This window comes from Sphingopyxis sp. GW821-FHT10B01, from assembly GCF_059415685.1.
The window spans coordinates 249,646-265,349 of record NZ_JBWKNS010000002.1; the positions used below are offsets into that span (position 1 = coordinate 249,646).

At 65.0% G+C, this 15,704-nt stretch carries 17 protein-coding genes; 7 read left to right on the plus strand and 10 right to left on the minus strand.

Annotated features, from left to right (window positions below; all coding sequences use genetic code 11):
- Positions 1-7 precede the first annotated feature (7 nt).
- The 5 genes from AC07NV_RS05605 to AC07NV_RS05625 all read left to right on the plus strand — a co-directional run bounded on the left by AC07NV_RS05605 (position 8) and on the right by AC07NV_RS05625 (position 3,717).
- Complete coding sequence (locus tag AC07NV_RS05605; protein ID WP_495165357.1) at positions 8-571, plus strand: pyridoxamine 5'-phosphate oxidase family protein; 564 nt, start codon at positions 8-10, stop codon at positions 569-571.
- Entirely contained in the window at positions 571-783 is a 213-nt protein-coding gene (locus AC07NV_RS05610) for a putative signal transducing protein (RefSeq protein ID WP_495165358.1), read from the plus strand. The genes AC07NV_RS05605 and AC07NV_RS05610 overlap by 1 nt, the downstream gene beginning before the upstream one ends.
- 184 nt (positions 784-967) lie before the next feature.
- The gene (locus AC07NV_RS05615) at positions 968-1,663 is read left to right on the plus strand and encodes an endonuclease/exonuclease/phosphatase family protein (protein ID WP_495165359.1); all 696 of its coding nucleotides are present in this window, start codon (positions 968-970) and stop codon (positions 1,661-1,663) included.
- A gap of 249 nt (positions 1,664-1,912) precedes the next feature.
- Entirely contained in the window at positions 1,913-2,251 is a 339-nt protein-coding gene (locus AC07NV_RS05620; protein ID WP_003043080.1) for a P-II family nitrogen regulator, read from the plus strand.
- A gap of 17 nt (positions 2,252-2,268) precedes the next feature.
- Positions 2,269-3,717 carry an ammonium transporter gene (locus tag AC07NV_RS05625; RefSeq protein ID WP_495165360.1) on the plus strand — a complete coding sequence of 483 codons (1,449 nt, stop codon included), beginning with the start codon at positions 2,269-2,271 and terminating at the stop codon, positions 3,715-3,717.
- A 362-nt stretch (positions 3,718-4,079) separates the two neighbouring features.
- On the opposite strand, the gene AC07NV_RS05630 is transcribed toward AC07NV_RS05625, so the two are convergent.
- Both AC07NV_RS05630 and AC07NV_RS05635 read right to left on the minus strand, forming a co-directional pair.
- On the minus strand, positions 4,080-4,556 hold the full coding sequence (locus AC07NV_RS05630) for a hypothetical protein (protein ID WP_495165361.1): 477 nt from the start codon (positions 4,554-4,556) through the stop codon (positions 4,080-4,082).
- Positions 4,553-4,927, minus strand: a complete 375-nt coding sequence (locus tag AC07NV_RS05635) for a VOC family protein (protein WP_495165362.1) — start codon at positions 4,925-4,927, stop codon at positions 4,553-4,555. Before AC07NV_RS05635 ends, AC07NV_RS05630 begins: the two co-directional genes overlap by 4 nt.
- 61 nt (positions 4,928-4,988) lie before the next feature.
- Between AC07NV_RS05635 and AC07NV_RS05640 the strand changes: the two genes are divergently transcribed.
- Positions 4,989-5,528, plus strand: a complete 540-nt coding sequence (locus tag AC07NV_RS05640) for a winged helix-turn-helix transcriptional regulator (protein ID WP_495165363.1) — start codon at positions 4,989-4,991, stop codon at positions 5,526-5,528.
- Between the two features lie 23 nt (positions 5,529-5,551).
- Here the strand turns inward: AC07NV_RS05640 and AC07NV_RS05645 are convergent, their stop codons facing one another.
- From AC07NV_RS05645 to AC07NV_RS05665, 5 genes are all read right to left on the minus strand, one after another.
- Positions 5,552-7,138, minus strand: a complete 1,587-nt coding sequence (locus AC07NV_RS05645) for a GMC family oxidoreductase (protein ID WP_495165364.1) — start codon at positions 7,136-7,138, stop codon at positions 5,552-5,554.
- A 97-nt stretch (positions 7,139-7,235) separates the two neighbouring features.
- On the minus strand, positions 7,236-7,556 hold the full coding sequence (locus tag AC07NV_RS05650; protein ID WP_495165365.1) for a hypothetical protein: 321 nt from the start codon (positions 7,554-7,556) through the stop codon (positions 7,236-7,238).
- Positions 7,553-8,467 (minus strand): sterol desaturase family protein, encoded by a 915-nt coding sequence (locus AC07NV_RS05655; protein WP_495165366.1) that lies wholly within the window; start codon positions 8,465-8,467, stop codon positions 7,553-7,555. The genes AC07NV_RS05650 and AC07NV_RS05655 overlap by 4 nt, the downstream gene beginning before the upstream one ends.
- Positions 8,460-8,867, minus strand: a complete 408-nt coding sequence (locus AC07NV_RS05660; protein ID WP_495165367.1) for a hypothetical protein — start codon at positions 8,865-8,867, stop codon at positions 8,460-8,462. The genes AC07NV_RS05655 and AC07NV_RS05660 overlap by 8 nt, the downstream gene beginning before the upstream one ends.
- A complete protein-coding gene (locus AC07NV_RS05665) occupies positions 8,864-9,298 on the minus strand; it encodes a TIGR01244 family sulfur transferase (RefSeq protein WP_495165368.1) in 435 nt (144 codons plus the stop codon). Before AC07NV_RS05665 ends, AC07NV_RS05660 begins: the two co-directional genes overlap by 4 nt.
- Before the next feature lie 92 nt (positions 9,299-9,390).
- Between AC07NV_RS05665 and AC07NV_RS05670 the strand changes: the two genes are divergently transcribed.
- Positions 9,391-10,017, plus strand: a complete 627-nt coding sequence (locus AC07NV_RS05670) for a GNAT family N-acetyltransferase (RefSeq protein WP_495165369.1) — start codon at positions 9,391-9,393, stop codon at positions 10,015-10,017.
- Between the two features lie 13 nt (positions 10,018-10,030).
- On the opposite strand, the gene recQ is transcribed toward AC07NV_RS05670, so the two are convergent.
- From recQ to AC07NV_RS05685, 3 genes are all read right to left on the minus strand, one after another.
- Positions 10,031-11,809: a DNA helicase RecQ gene (gene recQ, locus AC07NV_RS05675; protein WP_495165370.1), complete on the minus strand. Its 1,779-nt coding sequence runs from the start codon at positions 11,807-11,809 to the stop codon at positions 10,031-10,033.
- Positions 11,810-11,971: 162 nt separating this feature from the next.
- Positions 11,972-13,612 (minus strand): cation:proton antiporter domain-containing protein, encoded by a 1,641-nt coding sequence (locus AC07NV_RS05680; protein WP_495165371.1) that lies wholly within the window; start codon positions 13,610-13,612, stop codon positions 11,972-11,974.
- Between the two features lie 69 nt (positions 13,613-13,681).
- Positions 13,682-15,691 carry a putative bifunctional diguanylate cyclase/phosphodiesterase gene (locus AC07NV_RS05685; protein ID WP_495165372.1) on the minus strand — a complete coding sequence of 670 codons (2,010 nt, stop codon included), beginning with the start codon at positions 15,689-15,691 and terminating at the stop codon, positions 13,682-13,684.
- Positions 15,692-15,704 lie beyond the last annotated feature (13 nt).

Below are 15,704 nucleotides of genomic sequence, written 5' to 3' on the forward strand. Positions count from 1 at the left end.
AACAGCCATGGCCGAATTCACCGATACGCTGACCGACAAGCATATCGCCTTCATCGAAAGGCAGCCGGTCTATTTCACCGCGACCGCCGCCGCCGATGCGCGAATCAACCTGTCGCCCAAAGGCTATGCCGACAGCTTCAAAATCCTGTCGGACAATCAGGTCGCCTATCTCGACTTGGGCGGATCGGGGAACGAAACTCACGCGCACCTCGCCGCCGACGGCCGCATAACGATCATGTTCTGCGCTTTCGACCGCACCGCGTTGATCCTGCGTATCTATGGCCGCGGGCATGCGGTGCTGCCGCAGGATGCGGAGTGGGACGCGCTCGCCGCGCACTTCACGCTGATCCCCGGCACGCGCCAGATTTTCGTCATCGACATCGAAAGCGTGCAGACGAGCTGCGGCTGGGGCGTGCCGATGATGGAACTGCAGCACGAACGCGAGACACTGCAAAAATATCACCGTCAGTCGGACCCCGTGCTGTGGGTCGAAAAATTCCAGGGCCGCACGAAAAGCATCGACGGCCTGCCGACGCGCCCGACCGATCGTTTCATCACGGGCGAAGTCTGATGCCGCTCGTCGAACTGGTACGCCTGCCCAATGGCGCCGAAGCCGAATTGCTGCGCGGCCGACTCGAAAGTGCGGGGGTTCACGCGGTGTGCTTCGATGCGGGGATGAATATCGCCGAAAGCGTCGGACTGCTCATCCCGGTCCGCATCATGGTGCTCGACGAGGATCTGACCGAAGCGCAGGCGCTGTTGGCCGAGTTTGAGGCTGGTTAATGTTCGCGTCATTGCGAGGAGCCGAAGGCGACGCGGCAATCTCCAGCTATCGACCTTACGCCAAGGCCGATAGCTGGAGATTGCTTCGCTCCGCTCGCAATGACGAAACTCCTTACCGGAACTCCAAGCGCGGCCACTCGTCATTGATGTTGAAACAATGAAAGAAAACAGGCTCCTCTCTCCCATGATCAAGGTCGCCAGCTACAATATGCGCAAGGGCATCGGGCTCGACCGCCGCCGCGACCCCGGTCGTGTGCTGTCGGTGCTCGGCGAACTCGACGCCGATATCGTCGCACTGCAGGAGGCCGACCGCCGGTTCGGCACGCGCGCGAGCGCGATCCCGCCGCATATGTTCGAAGACCATAGCGACTATATTCCCGTCAGCCTCGACAATCGCCCGCACAGCATCGGTTGGCACGGCAACGCCCTGCTCGTGCGCAAGGGCGCGGAGATCGAGGAAAGCCACGCGCTCCACCTGCCGACCCTCGAACCGCGCGGCGCCGTCGCGGCGACAATCCGCATCGGCGATACGCGGCTGCGCGTCGTCGGCATGCATCTCGACATTTCGGGTCTGCGCCGTCGCCACCAGGCGCGCGCGATCCTGTCGCACCTCGCCGACGGCGAGGATCTGCCAACGATCCTGATGGGCGACTGCAACGAATGGCGCAATCGCGGCGGCTGCCTCGCCGATTTCGGCGAACGCCACCATATGGTCGACACCGGTCACAGCTTCCACAGCCGGCGTCCGGTCGCCAGGCTCGACCGCATCTTTGCCACCCCCGACCTTCAGCCGGTCGACGCCGGGGTGCACCAGAGCGCGCTCGCGGCGCGCGCGTCGGATCATCTGCCGATATGGGCGCGGTTCAAGGCGGTCGATTAGAAACCGTCGCCCCCGCGAAGGCGGGGGCCGCAGCCGGCCTTGCGCAACATCTCTAGCGCCCCCCGCCTTCGCGGGGGCGACGGCCATTGCCCAAAATTTAGGCAAATCCTTGCCTCACCTGCCCATCGGACGAACGATTGTTCCCCCGGCTCCGGCCAAAGCGTCACAAAATGTCAATTATTTCAGCAACTGCCTAATCTGGCACGCCCGTTGCAGTGCAACATGGTGCCATTAGCAAAAGGGGGCGTCATGAAGCTGATCTTGGCCATCATCAAACCATTCAAGCTCGACGAGGTGCGCGAGGCGCTCACCGGACTGGGCATCGCCGGCATGACCGTGACCGAGGTCAAGGGGTTCGGCCGGCAAAAGGGACAGACCGAAATCTATCGCGGCGCCGAATATGCCACCAATATGGTGCCGAAGGTGAAGATCGAGCTCGTCTGCGACGATGCGCTCGCACCGCGGGTCGTGGAAACGCTGCAGCAAAGCGCCGGCACCGGTTCGATCGGCGACGGCAAGATTTTCGTCCTCGACGTGGGTCAGGCCGTGCGCATCCGCACCGGTGAGACCGGCGAGGCGGCACTGTAATGACGAAGGGGGAAAACATGACGTTCGCAAATAAATTTGCGGCGAGCGCCGGGGCCGTCGGTCTCTCGCTGTTCGCCGCGCTGCCCGCCTGGGCGCAGGAAGCGGCCGCGCCGGCCGCCGATACGGCGGCTCCCGCCGCTTTCACGCCAACGGCCGATATGGTCAACAAGGGCGACGTGGCTTGGATGCTCGTCGCCTCGGCGTTGGTCCTGATGATGTCGGTGCCGGCGCTGGCGCTCTTCTATGGCGGCCTTGTCCGCGCCAAGAATATGCTGTCGGTGCTGATGCAGGTGCTGACCATCGTTTGCGTCTCCGCGCTGGTCTGGTTCAGCTGGGGCTATTCGATGGCCTTCACCTCCACCGGTACGCCATTCCCCACGCTGTTCGGCGGCCTCGACAAGGCGTTCCTCGCCGGCGTCGATGTGAACACCTTCGCCGCCACCTTCTCGAACGGGGTCTATCTGCCCGAATATGTTTTCGTGATCTTCCAGATGACCTTCGCCTGCATCACGCCGGCGCTGATCGTCGGGGCGTTTGCGGAGCGCGTGAAGTTCACGCCGCTGATCATCTTCACGGTGCTGTGGCTGACGCTCGCCTATTTCCCGATCGCGCACATGGTGTGGTACTGGGCCGGCCCGGACTTCCTGCACGCTGCGCCGGATGACATGGGCCTGCTGTGGGGCTGGGGTGCGCTCGACTTTGCCGGCGGCACCGTCGTCCATATCAACGCAGGTATCGCCGGTTTGGTCGGCTGCCTCGTGATCGGCCCGCGCCTTGGCTATAATTCGGAACCAATGCCCCCGCACAATCTGGTCATGACGATGATCGGTGCCTCGTTGCTGTGGATCGGCTGGTTCGGTTTCAACGCCGGCTCGGGTCTCGAAGCCAACGCCTTCGGCGCGCTCGCCTTCATCAACACGCTCGTCGCCACGGCAGCCGCGGGTGCGACCTGGGCGATCATCGAGCAGATCGTGCACAAGAAGCCGTCGCTGCTGGGCGGTGTGTCCGGCGTCGTCGCCGGTCTGGTCGCCATCACTCCGGCGGCGGGCTTCGCCCATCCCGGCACCGCGATCCTCCTCGGCGCGGTCGCCTCGCTGGTCTGCTTCTTCTTCGTCACCACCGTGAAGAAGAAACTCAAATATGACGACTCGCTCGACGTGTTCGGCATCCATGCCGTCGGCGGCATCGTCGGCGCGATCGGCACCGGCTTCGTCGCCAATCCGGCATGGGGCGGTCAAGGCTGGATCGATTACACCGCGCCCGTCGCCAAAGCCGGCGAGTTCGATCTGGCCGGTCAGGTGATGACGCAGATCTGGGCCGTCGGCACCACCGTCCTGTGGACCGGCGTCGTCAGCGCAGTGCTGTTCCTCGGCCTCAAATACACCATCGGCCTGCGCCCGTCGAAGGACGTCGAGCAGGAAGGGCTCGACCTCGCCGAACATGGGGAGCGCGCCTACAACTATTGATCACGAGACAGGATACCCGTCGCCGCACGTCTCTCTCCTTTCAAGCGGCGGTGGCGGGATCCTACCCAGGTTCCTCCTGCGAACCACTGGCCGGGGCTTGTCCCCGGCCATTTTTTGTGCACCGCTCCGGCCCGCGGCAAAGCCCGTCAGGGCGGCTGGGCAAGGCGCTTTTTCACGCTGAAATGCTGCACAAAATTTGCGCAGCATTGGCGAAAATTTAGGCCTTCCCATCATGACATTAATATGGCATTCATTGCGTCAACAGTTTCAGGAGGGGAGAGCCTGAAAGGCTGGGCCGGGACGCAAGTCCCGGCCCTCTTTTTTTGTGCGCAGCACAGACAACCCAAAAAATCGGCAGTTTTTCAGGCTTTGCTGCGCCGGTACCGCAACATTGCAAACACCCGCCAGCTGCCATCATCTTGCAGAATCGAGTCGCTGACGACCAGCGTTCCACCGCGTTCGAGCGCATAGGTCGACCGGCCGATCTCGACATCGGCACTCCCCCAATGCGTCCACCACGAGGCCCCGGCCAGACCGCCCGCGACGGCACGCTTCTGGCCGTAGCTGTCGGTCCAAGTGCCGTGCAAACGACGCTTGTTATCGAACGCATAAATGGCCTCGGCCGAATAGGTCACCGGCGGCGCCCCGGCGATGGACAGCCGGTAGGCGAGCGTCGTCGCGCCCGCCTTGCCCGGCGCGATATCGAGCGTCGCGGTCGCGGGCTTGCCGAATGCCTCGCCTTCGCCGGCCCAATGCCCGTGCCACGCGTCCAGCGACGGCGTTTCGGCAGCGGACGCCAGCGGGGCGATCAGCGCCGCGGCCCACCAGAGCGACGTCATGCCGCCGCTTCGGACTTCGAAAACATGAAGGCGTTGCCGTCGGGATCGTAAAAGGTGATCAGCTTCACCAGCCCCGGGATATGCTGGATATCGCCGTCCTGCCGCACAGCTTCGCTGTCGAGATGCGCCTTTGCCGCGTCGATGTCGGCCACCTCGAACACATTGGTCGCGCCGCCGCCCTGCGCGACGCTTTCGACCTGGCTCAGCCCGATATTCACCCCCGCCATCGGCGTCGCCAGCTCGCACCAGCCGATCTCGTCGGCGCGGTAGAGCAGCGTGCACTGCATCACCCGCTCGTACCAGGCGATCGACGCGGTCATGTCCTTGACCCCCATCGAACAGGTGAGTTCGGATCCAAATTCGATTGCCATACCATGTCTCCCTTCATCAACGCACTTGCGTCAATGGTCTGGTTTGTATAGTTACTCGCAAATGCCGTCAAGCAAGCCCGATCCTTTGCTCGTCCAGCTCGGCAGCCACCGCTGGCTGGTACCGCTGCTCGCCGATCTCGCGGTGCACAAGGGCGCACGATTCGTCGAGCTGATCCACCGGCTGGAGCTTTCACGCGACAGCCTGTCGCGCACGCTCGATGCGGCAGCCGCCGTCGGCTGGATCCGGCGCAACCCCGGCCACGGCCATCCGCTCCGCCCCGAATATATATTGACCGAAGCAGGGACGGCCGCCGCAACCCGCGCCGCGACAATCGCCGGGGCGCAGCAAGCGATCGGCCTTTCGCCCGGGGCGGGAACGCGCTGGGGCTTGCCGCTGGTGGCTGGGATCGGGGCGGGTCACGATCGCTTCAACGCGCTGTCGCGCCTGCTCGCTCCTGCAACCCCGCGAGCCTTGTCGCAGGGACTGACAGCGCTCGGGAACCACGGATTGGTCGTGCGAGAGGTGCTCGACATGCGCCCGCCCGCGAGCCGCTACGATCTCACGAAAAGCGGCCTCCTACTCGCCGCTGCTTGTGGCTGATCCCGGCGAAAGCGGGGGAACCGCTAGGCTAGCGCTGCCTTCACGAAATCGGCCGCGCGTTCGCCGATCATGATGCTCGGCGCATTGGTGTTGCCGCTCACCAGCCGCGGCATGATGCTCGCGTCGGCGACCCACAATCCCTCGATCCCGTTCAACTTCAGCTTCGGATCGACCACCGCGTCGGCATCGCTCCCCATCCGGCACGTCCCGACCGGATGATAGACGGTGTCGGCGCGGCTGCGGATCAGCGCGTCGAGCGCCGCGTCATCGTCGAGGTTCACCGGATGCCGGTCGGTGCCCGCATAGTCCGACAGCGGCGGTGCGGCAGCGATGCGGTGCATCATCCGCACCCCGGCCCGCAGCGCCGCGATGTCGCAGTCGTCGGTCAGGAAACCCGGGTCGATCGCGGGCGCCGCCGCGGCATCGCCCGACGCGAGCCGCACCGTCCCGCGGCTTTCGGGGCGCAGAACGCAGGCATGGCACGAAAAGCCGTGCCCCTTCACCTTGGTCCGCCCATGATCCTCGAGCATCGCGGGAACGAAATGATATTGGATGTCGGGCGCGGGCAGGTCGGGGCGCGATTTCCAGAAGCCGCCCGCCTCGGCGAAACAGGTCGTCATGATGCCGCTGCGCTTCGTGCGGTGCTCGAAGATCGCCTTCACCATTCGCCAGGTGCCGCCAAGACTGTCGCCGAAAGCGTCGGTCGAGCGCGTCTCCCAGCTCGACACATAGTCGATATGGTCTTGCAGATTTGCGCCGACGCCGGCGCGATCGGCAACGATGTTGATGCCATGGTCCCTGAGGTGCGCGCCGGGTCCGATCCCCGACAGCATCAGGATCTGCGGGCTGTTGAAAGCCCCCGCCGACAGGATCACCCCGCCGCGTGCGCGCAGCGTCTCGCGTGCCGATCCACGGCGGATGACGACCCCCGTCGCGCGCCCGTTCTCGACCAGGATCTTTTCGACGAGCGCCCCGGTCCGCACCGCGAAATTACCATGCGCGCGCAGCGGTTCGACATAGGCGCGCGCCGCCGACCACCGCTCGCCGCCCTTCTGCGTCACCTGATAGAGCCCGAACCCCTCATTGTCCGGTCCGTTGAAATCGGACGTCCGCGGCAATTGCAGCGCCGCCGCGCTCTCGAGGAACCGCCGGCTCGTCACATTGGGCCAGCGCTGGTCCATGACGTTGAGCGGGCCCGCAGCGCCGTGAAATTCGTCACCGCCGCGCTCATTGCCTTCGCTGCGCTTGAAGAAGGGCAGCACGTCGGCATAGCTCCATCCGTCCGCGCCAAGCGATGCCCACTGGTCGTAATCGAATGCGTGGCCGCGGATATAGATCATCGCGTTGATCGCGCTCGACCCGCCGAGCCCGCGTCCGCGCGGCTGGTATCCGGAGCGCCCGTTCAGTCCCGTCTGCGGCACCGTCTCATATTGATAGTTGGAACTTTTGGGGATGAAAGGCATGAAGCCCGGCGTCTTCACCCGGATCGTGTCGTTGCGCCCGCCCGCCTCGACCAGACAGACCGTCCGCGAACCGTCCTCGGCCAGCCGCCCTGCCGCCGCGCTGCCCGCGCTGCCGCCGCCGATGACGATGATGTCGAACTGATCCATGCTTGCGATTCTCCCTCGCGCCGCCCGCTGGCGGCCACCCGGGTGCTTACATGAATGTCATTAGGCGGTGAGACAAGGGGAAGATCGCGTCTTTCGATCAGATGCAATTTCCCATGAAGCACGCGGCCAACAACAGGATGGGTATGACAAGAACCGGCAGCAACAAAGCGGCCGGAAGGACGATCATCGCACAGCCGCCGGCGATCAGTCGTCCGTTACCCCTCCGCCACGCGAAAGCTGCGGCGATCGGGCAGACCAGCAGGGCGACCAGAATAAGCGGTGCCGAAAGCCGGCCAAAATCTTCACCGGCATAGACGCCGATGAGGACGAGAACCAACGGAACCCCGCCCGCGACGAGCGTCACGACATCCCAATATTTCCAGCGCGCGACGCGGCTTGCGGCCGCACGCAATCTCATTCCGCAGGTTCTTCGGCCGGCCGCCCTGCGGCCCAGCGTTCCTTGATCATCGCGCTCGTCGACCGGCTGCCATCGTGGCTCCAACCCGGTTCGCGCCAGATATAGGACAGCTTGTGCCGCCACGGCGCGGCCCACACATCCTTCGCGATCCCGACCCATTCGTGCACAGCCGCCCACAGGATGTTGAAGCTGCCGAGCTGTTTCACGATGCCATAACGCACCGGCTCGTCGTCGCGTTCGGGAACGAAGCTGCCGAACATCTTGTCCCAGATGATGAAGACGCCGGCATAGTTCGCGTCGAGATAGCGCGGGTTCACGCCGTGATGGACGCGGTGGTGCGACGGGGTGTTCATCACCGCCTCGAACCATTTGGGCAGCCGCTTGATCGCCTCGGTATGGATCCAGAATTGATAGATCAGGTTCAGTCCCGCGCAGAAGAACACCATCGCGGGCGGAAAACCGATCAGGAACAGCGGCAGACGGAAGATGAAAGCGATGCTGATGAAGCCCGTCCACGTCTGCCGCAGCGCCGTCGACAGATTATAATGCTGCGAGCTGTGGTGGATGACATGGCTCGCCCAGAACCAGCGGACGCGGTGCGCACTGCGATGAAAGACATAATAGGCCAGATCGTCGAGGAAGAAGCAGAGGATCCACGCCCACCACCAGCTTTGAAATTCGATGCCGATGTCGAACAGCCGGTACTGGTGCAGCCATACCGCCAATCCCACCACCATGCCGCCAACGAGTGCACTCGCAACCTGGCTCCCCGTGCCGAGCATCAGCGAATTGAGCGTATCGCGCGCTTCGTACCGGCTTTTGTCGCGGCGGAGCGAGACGATCATTTCGACAATCAGCAGCAGGATGAAGGCGGGGACCGCGTAGGTGACCGGATCGGGCAGCTTATCCACAGTTCAGATCCCGCATCCGGCTGGCCCACATTCCTGCGTCTTTCCCCAGCTGCAGCGTCACCGATCCGAACGTTTTCTCGGCTGTCGTCAGCGTCAGGAAATCCTTGTCGAGCCGCCCTTCGACGCTGGCATCGACGGGGCGCGCCGCAAAATGATTGCCATGCGCGCGCACCAGCATCATCCGCCCCTCGGCATTTTTCACGATTGCGGCAAAACCTGCCCGGTCGCGCGCGACGTCTATGCCGCGAAACCCCGTCTCGGCCTCTTCGGCCAGGCGAATGGCGTGGTCGGCGTCGGCAATTCGCGGATCGGCGCCCAGACCCATCGCCCTCACCAGCCACACAATGAAGAGCACTGCAATGATCGATGCCCCGGTCTGAACCAGTTCGGCCGCCGTCATTGCTCCCCCGCCAGCGCGTCAAGCATCGGACGAAGCCCCGACAGGTCATACCCCGCATTCGCCGCGGCCTCGACGATCGCATCGATATCGTCGCCGGCGCGCGCACGCGTCAGCGCCCACAAGTGCGTCGAGCGCGTTCCCGACCGGCAATAAGCGAGAACCGGTCCGGTCGCGCCCGAAAGCACCGCGTCAAGCGCATCGAGCTGCGGATGACTGAACCCCGCGTGCCCCACCGGAATCGCCGCATAGGCAAGCCCCTCGGCGGCGGCGGCGTTCGCAATCTCGTCGCCCTGCGGCGCTTCGGGCTCTTCGCCGTCGGGGCGGTTGTTGACGATCATCGCAAAGCCCGCGGCCTTGGCCTCGGCCACATCCTCGAGGGTGATTTGCGGGGCGACGCTATAGTCGGCGGACAGGGTTCGAAAATCGCTCATGCCAGCGATCTACTCCCGCCGCCCACTTGCTGACAAGCGTGAAGGTGCGTTGCCGCTTCCCTTGCCCCGCGCTTCGCTTATGGTCGATAACCATGACCGATCATTTCAACTGGGCATTCGGCTATTGCGCGGCGCGCGGATATGCCCACCCCATCGCCGCCACCATCCCCCCAGCATTATGGTTCGATGTCGGAAAACCCGATCAGGCCGGTCGCTTCGTTCTAGGAGACGCATCGGGCGAAGCCGCCGCAGCCGCATTCGCCGCAGTCGATGCGCCGCATATCTATGTCGACATCGCAGCCCCGCGCGACGCGATTCTCCCGCATATTCCGCCGCACTGGCAGCCCCGCGACGCCATGTGGCTGATGGCGGCCGGGGCCGACATGCCCGCGGCGCGGCCCACGCCCGATTTTGCGATCGAGATCGAGGAAAGCGCCCACCGTTTCGAAGCGGTTGCCCGGGATGCCAACGGCTCGCTCGCCGCGCGCGGCGTCCTCGGCATCCACGACGCCATCGCCGTCTATGACCAGATCGTGACCGAACCCCAGTTCGGCCGCCGCGGGCTCGGCTCCGCGATCATGGCCGAGCTCGGCCGTCTCGCCGTCCGCCGCGGTGTCACCGAATGCCTGCTAGTCGCCACCGCGGACGGCAAGGCCCTCTATGAACGACTCGGCTGGTCGCTGCGCAGCGACATCGTCTCGGTCATTTCGCCGGACTGACCGGCCGGCCGGTTCAATATTGCCGGATCACGTTCAGGAACGCGTCGCCCCACGCCTCGAGCTTCTTGCCCCCGACGCCGGGGATGTCCGCCAGCGCGCTCCGCGTCGCCGGCCGCTGACTCGCCATTGCGCGCAGCACCGCATCGTGAAAGATGACATAGGGCGGCACCCCGGCTTCGGCCGCGAGCTCGCGCCGCATCGCGCGCAGCGCATCGAACAACGGATCGCCGACCGGGTTCGGCGTGGCGCTTGCACCGCCGCGCGCGGCGCGCTGCGTGCGCTTTACCGGCGGCTCGGCCATCAGCACCGGCGCCTCGCCCTTCATCATCGCGCGCGCCGCGGGGCCGAGCATCAGTCCGCCATGCTCGGTCGTGTCGAGCGCCTCGCGTGCCATCAGGCTGCGCACCAGCGGCTTGATCAACCGTGCTTCTTCGCCCGCGACGATCCCGAACACCGACAGTTTGTCGTGGCCGCGGCCGACGATCCGTTCGTCGCTCCGCCCCGTCAGCACCGCCTCGATATGTCCCGCGCCATAGCTTTGTCCGGTGCGATAGACCGCCGAGAGCAGCTTTTGCGCCAGCACCGTCGCATCGACCTGGCGTCCAGGCTCCAGGCAATTGTCGCAGTTTCCGCACCGTTCGGGCGGGTTTTCGCCGAAATGCCGCAGCAGCAGCGCGCGGCGGCATTCGACCGTCTCGACCAGCGCCCCAAGTGCATTGAGCCGCGTCCGCTCGCCCGCAACGCGCGCCTCGGGCAGTTCGGACAATCGCATTCGCGCACGCGCAAAATCGTCGGCGCCCCACAGCATCATCGCTTCGGCCGGATCGCCGTCGCGCCCCGCGCGCCCGGTTTCCTGATAATAGCTTTCGATCGACTTCGGCAGGCCCGCATGTGCCACAAAGCGCACATCGGGCTTGTCGATCCCCATGCCGAACGCGACCGTCGCGGTGACGATGCCGTCCTCCGACGCGACGAAATCATGCTGGACGCGCGCGCGGATTTCGGGGTCGAGCCCAGCATGATAGGCGGCAACGCTCCGCCCGGTCGCCGCCGCAATCTGCTCGGCGAACCGCTCGGTGCCGCTTCGCGTCGGACAATAGACGATCCCCGGCCCCGGATTGGCGGCGATGAAATCGACGAGCTGCTTCGCCGGGCTGATCCGCGGCCGGACCGCATACCGAATGTTTGGCCGGTCGAACCCCGCGAGGATCAGCCCGTCGGCGGGAATTCCCAGCTGGACGAGAATATCCTCGCGTGTGTGCTTGTCGGCGGTGGCGGTGAGCGCCAGGCGCGGCACATCGGGAAACGCATCGAGCAGCGGCCGCAGCAACCGGTAATCGGGCCGGAAATCATGCCCCCATTCGGACACGCAATGCGCTTCGTCGATCGCGAAAAGCGCGGGCGTCTGCGCTTCGAGCAAAGTCCGGAACCCCTCGCCCGTCGCGCGTTCGGGGGCGACGTACAGCAGGTCGAGATTGCCGTCGCGATATGCCTGCCGCGTTTCGGCCCAGTCGGCATCGACGCTCGTCAGCGACGCGGCACGGATTCCCGCCGCGCGCGCGCCGCGCAACTGGTCGTGCATCAGCGCGATCAGCGGCGACACGACGACGACGCAGCCGTTCAGCGCGACCGCAGGCAACTGATAGGTCAGCGACTTGCCGGCGCCCGTCGGCATCACCGCCAGCGTCCGCTCGCCCGCCATCACGCGCTCGACAACCTCCGACTGACGCCCGCGAAAGGCATCGAAACCGAAGGTGGATTTGAGCAAAGGGAGGAGCGCGTCGGCGGACATTGCGATGGGCGATAGGAAGTTTAGGAGAAAGGGGGAAGCCCCGACCTCAACCATTTCAACCCTTTTCCCGTTCGCATCGAGCGAAGTCGAGATGCCCCTCAATGTTGCGCGCCGCCGACGGGTGTCTCGACTTCGCTCGGTACGAACGGAATTCTTGCCCGGCTAGGCCAGCGTCAGCATCGCCCGCTCGGCCATCCGCGATGCGGTCACGCGTTCGGCCATCACGACATGGTCGGCGCCGCGCCGCACCAGATCGTCGACCTCTTCGTCCGAATGCGCGCGCGCCACGATCACCAGCTTCGGGTTGATCGCCCGCGCGCGTCGTACGATCGCCCCCGCCTCGACCCCCTCGGGGATCGCGATCAACAGCGTGGACGCCGTGTCGAGCCCCGCCTGCCGCAGGATGCTTTCCTTCGTCGCATCGCCGACGATCACCGTCGCCCCGGCCGCGCGCGCCGCCGCGGCCATATCCTTCTGGTCCTCGATCACCGTCAGCCCCTCGCCGCGCCCGCAGATCAGGCTGCCGATATGGCTGCCGACGCGGCCATAGCCGATGAGTACGACGCCGGCGTTGCACGGCGCGGGGGCCTCTTCAGCGCGCGCCTCCGGCTCATCCTCTGTCTGGACACCGCGCATATATTTCACCGCAAGCGAAAAAAGGATCGGGTTGAACAGGATCGACAGCAACGACCCGGCAAGAATCAGGTCGCGCCCCGTTTCGGGCAGCACCTTGAGCCCCACGCCCAGCCCCGCAAGGATGAACGAAAATTCGCCGATCTGCGCCAGGCTGACCGACACCGTCAGCGCGGTCCCCGAATCATGGCCGAAGGCGCGGACGAGCGCATAGGCGGCCAGCGACTTGCCGAAAACGATGATCGCCACGGTCGCGATCACCGGCCCCGGCTGCTCGATCAGCACCATCGGGTCGAACAGCATCCCGACCGACACGAAAAACAGGACCGCGAACGCGTCGCGCAGCGGTAGCGTTTCTTCGGCCGCGCGGCGGCTGAGCTGCGTCTCGCCGAGGATCATCCCCGCGAAAAACGCGCCGAGCGCAAAGGACACATCGAAAATCACCGCCGCGCCGAACGCGACCCCCAATGCGATCGCCAGCACCGCGAGGCGGAACAACTCACGCGACCCCGAATGTGCGACCCAGTGGAGCACCCACGGCAGCACCCGCCGCGCGACCACGAACATGAAAATACCGAAACCGACAACCTTGAGCAGCACGATCGCCGCCGATTGCAGCAACCCGGCGCTGCCGCCCTCATCGCCGCGCGCGCCGAACATCGCGGGCAACAACACGAGTGCGAGCACCATCACCAGATCCTCGACGATCAGCCAGCCGACCGCGATCCGTCCCTTTTCGCTCTCGACCATGTCGCGCGCCTGCAAGGCCCGCAGCAGGACGACGGTACTCGCGACCGACAGCGCGAGCCCGAAGACCATGCTGCCCTCGATCGACCAGCCTAGCCACAAGCCAAGCATCATGCCCAAGGCCGTCGCGACGGCAATTTGCGCCACCGCCCCCGGCACCGCGATCCTGCGCACCGACAGCAGGTCTTTCAGCGAAAAATGAAGCCCGACCCCGAACATCAGCAGGATCACGCCGATCTCGGCGAGCTGGAGCGCGAGCCCGGTATCGGCGACAAAGCCCGGCGTGAACGGTCCGACGAGGACGCCCGCAAGCAAATAGCCCGCAATCGGAGAAATGCGCAACCGATGCGCCAGCGCGCCCATCAGGAACGCCACGCCCAGACCGGCGACGATGGTTCCGATCAGGCTGGTGTCATGCGGCATAGCCCTTGCGTAAAGGGCGCGGGCGCAAGGGGTCAACCCAAGGCAAGTAATTTAGTTGCGATTGGACCGTCAGGCGGCGCGGACCTGCTCGCCCTCGGCCGCCGCGCGTCCAGGGCGCCCGATCAGGAACCCCTGCGCCTCGTCGCAACCCTCGCGACGCAGCACATCGAGCTGTTCGGGGGTCTCGATGCCCTCGGCGAGGATCGGGATAGACAGGCTCTTGCCGAGCGCAAGCACCGCGCGAAGAATCGCTGTCGACTGAATATTGCCTTCGAGCTCGGCAGCGAAGAAACGGTCGAGCTTGATCTTGTCGAACGGAAAGGCCCGCAGCGTTTCGAGCGACGAATAGCCGGTGCCGAAATCGTCGAGCGCGACCCCGATGCCCAGCGCCTTGATCTGGCGCAGGACGTGCAGCGCGCGCTCGCGATCGGCGATAATCGCCGTCTCGGTCAATTCGATCTCCAGCCGCCGCGGCGGGAGCCCGGTGTCGAGCAATATCTGATGAAAAAGCCGCGGCAGATCGACATGCGCCAGTTGCAGAGGCGACACATTCACCGCAACCTTCGACCCGTGCGGCCACCGTGCCGCATCGGTGCAGGCCCGCCGCATCACCCATTCGCCAAGCGTGAGGATGAAGCCATTCGCTTCGGCGAGCGGGATGAATATCGTTGGCGAAATCGCTCCGCGGACTGGATGCGTCCAGCGCAGCAACGCCTCATATCCGGTCACGTTGCCCGTCGTGACCGACGTCTGGACCTGATAATGGACGTCGAGTTCACCCCGGTCGAGCGCGCCGCGAAGGTCGGTGGCGAGTTCGCGCTGGTCGCGGATCGCCTCGTCGAGCTGCCAGTCATAATGGCACGGCGCGGTCGCCGCGTCGGCTTTCGCCCGGTACATCGCAAGGTCGGCATTGTTCAACAGCATCTCGGCGTTCGCCGCATCGTCGGGAAAGACGGCAACGCCGATGCTGGCCCCAAGCCGCGCTTCGAAATCGGAGAAGACGAGCGGCGTCTTCAGTTCGGCATCGAGCCGGTCGGCGAATGCCGTCAGCTGGGCGCGCTCGGTGAAACGGGTAAGCGCGACAAACTCGTCGCCGCCCAGCCGGGCGACAAATTCATGGTGGCCAAGCGTATCGCGCATGCGGTGCGCGAGCCGCGCGAGCACCTCATCGCCCGCTTTGTGGCCGTGAACATCGTTGATTTCCTTGAATCGATCGAGGTCGATGGCGCACAATCCGATGCGTTCGCCGTTCACGATCGCCGCCCCAATCTGCCGCGCCAGCTCGGCGCGGAACGCGATCCGGTTGGGAAGCCCTGTCAGCGAATCATTCATCGCCATGTGGGTCAATTCACGCATCGCTTCCGATCGTGTCTGCCGATCGAGCATTGCCGCGAACACGCCGGCCGCGATCACGATGCCACCGACAATCACCGTTGCGAGCGCGAGCGCGTGGAACTCGGCGGGGCGCAGCGGCGCATCGCTCAAGGCCATCGGCGTAATACGCATCGCGGTCATCGCGACGAAGTGCAGGCTGGCGATCGCAGCCACGATCAGCAACGTACCGATCGCGACGCGATGGCGCATCGTCTTGCGTGTCCGCAGCACGGTGAGCGCAGTAGACGCAAGGACCGTTCCGCTCACCACGGCCGCCAGAACATAATTGCGGTCCCAACTGACGATGCCATCGACGCGATAGGCGTCCATTCCGACAAAGTGCATGGCGGCAATGGCACAGCCGAACAACGCGCCGCCGAACGCCCCGTAAAAATCATCCTTGCCCCACGCCGCCACCGCAAAACCGATGAACGAACCGATCGTCGCCACCATCAGCGAGACGATCGTCATCACCGGGTCGATCGTCACCGGTGCCTTGGCTTCATAAGCAAGCATGGCCACGAAATGCGTACACCAGATCGTCGCGCTCGCCGCGACCGAAATCAGGAATGCCCAGGCGACCCCCTGTCCGCGCTGCGCGCTGCGCGCACGTTCGAACATCTGCACGATGGAAAATGCGCCGACACAGCAGATCGCAACGGCAAGTGCGACGAGCCACGGATCGTGGTCGACCGCAATACACATGGCAAGCCTGATC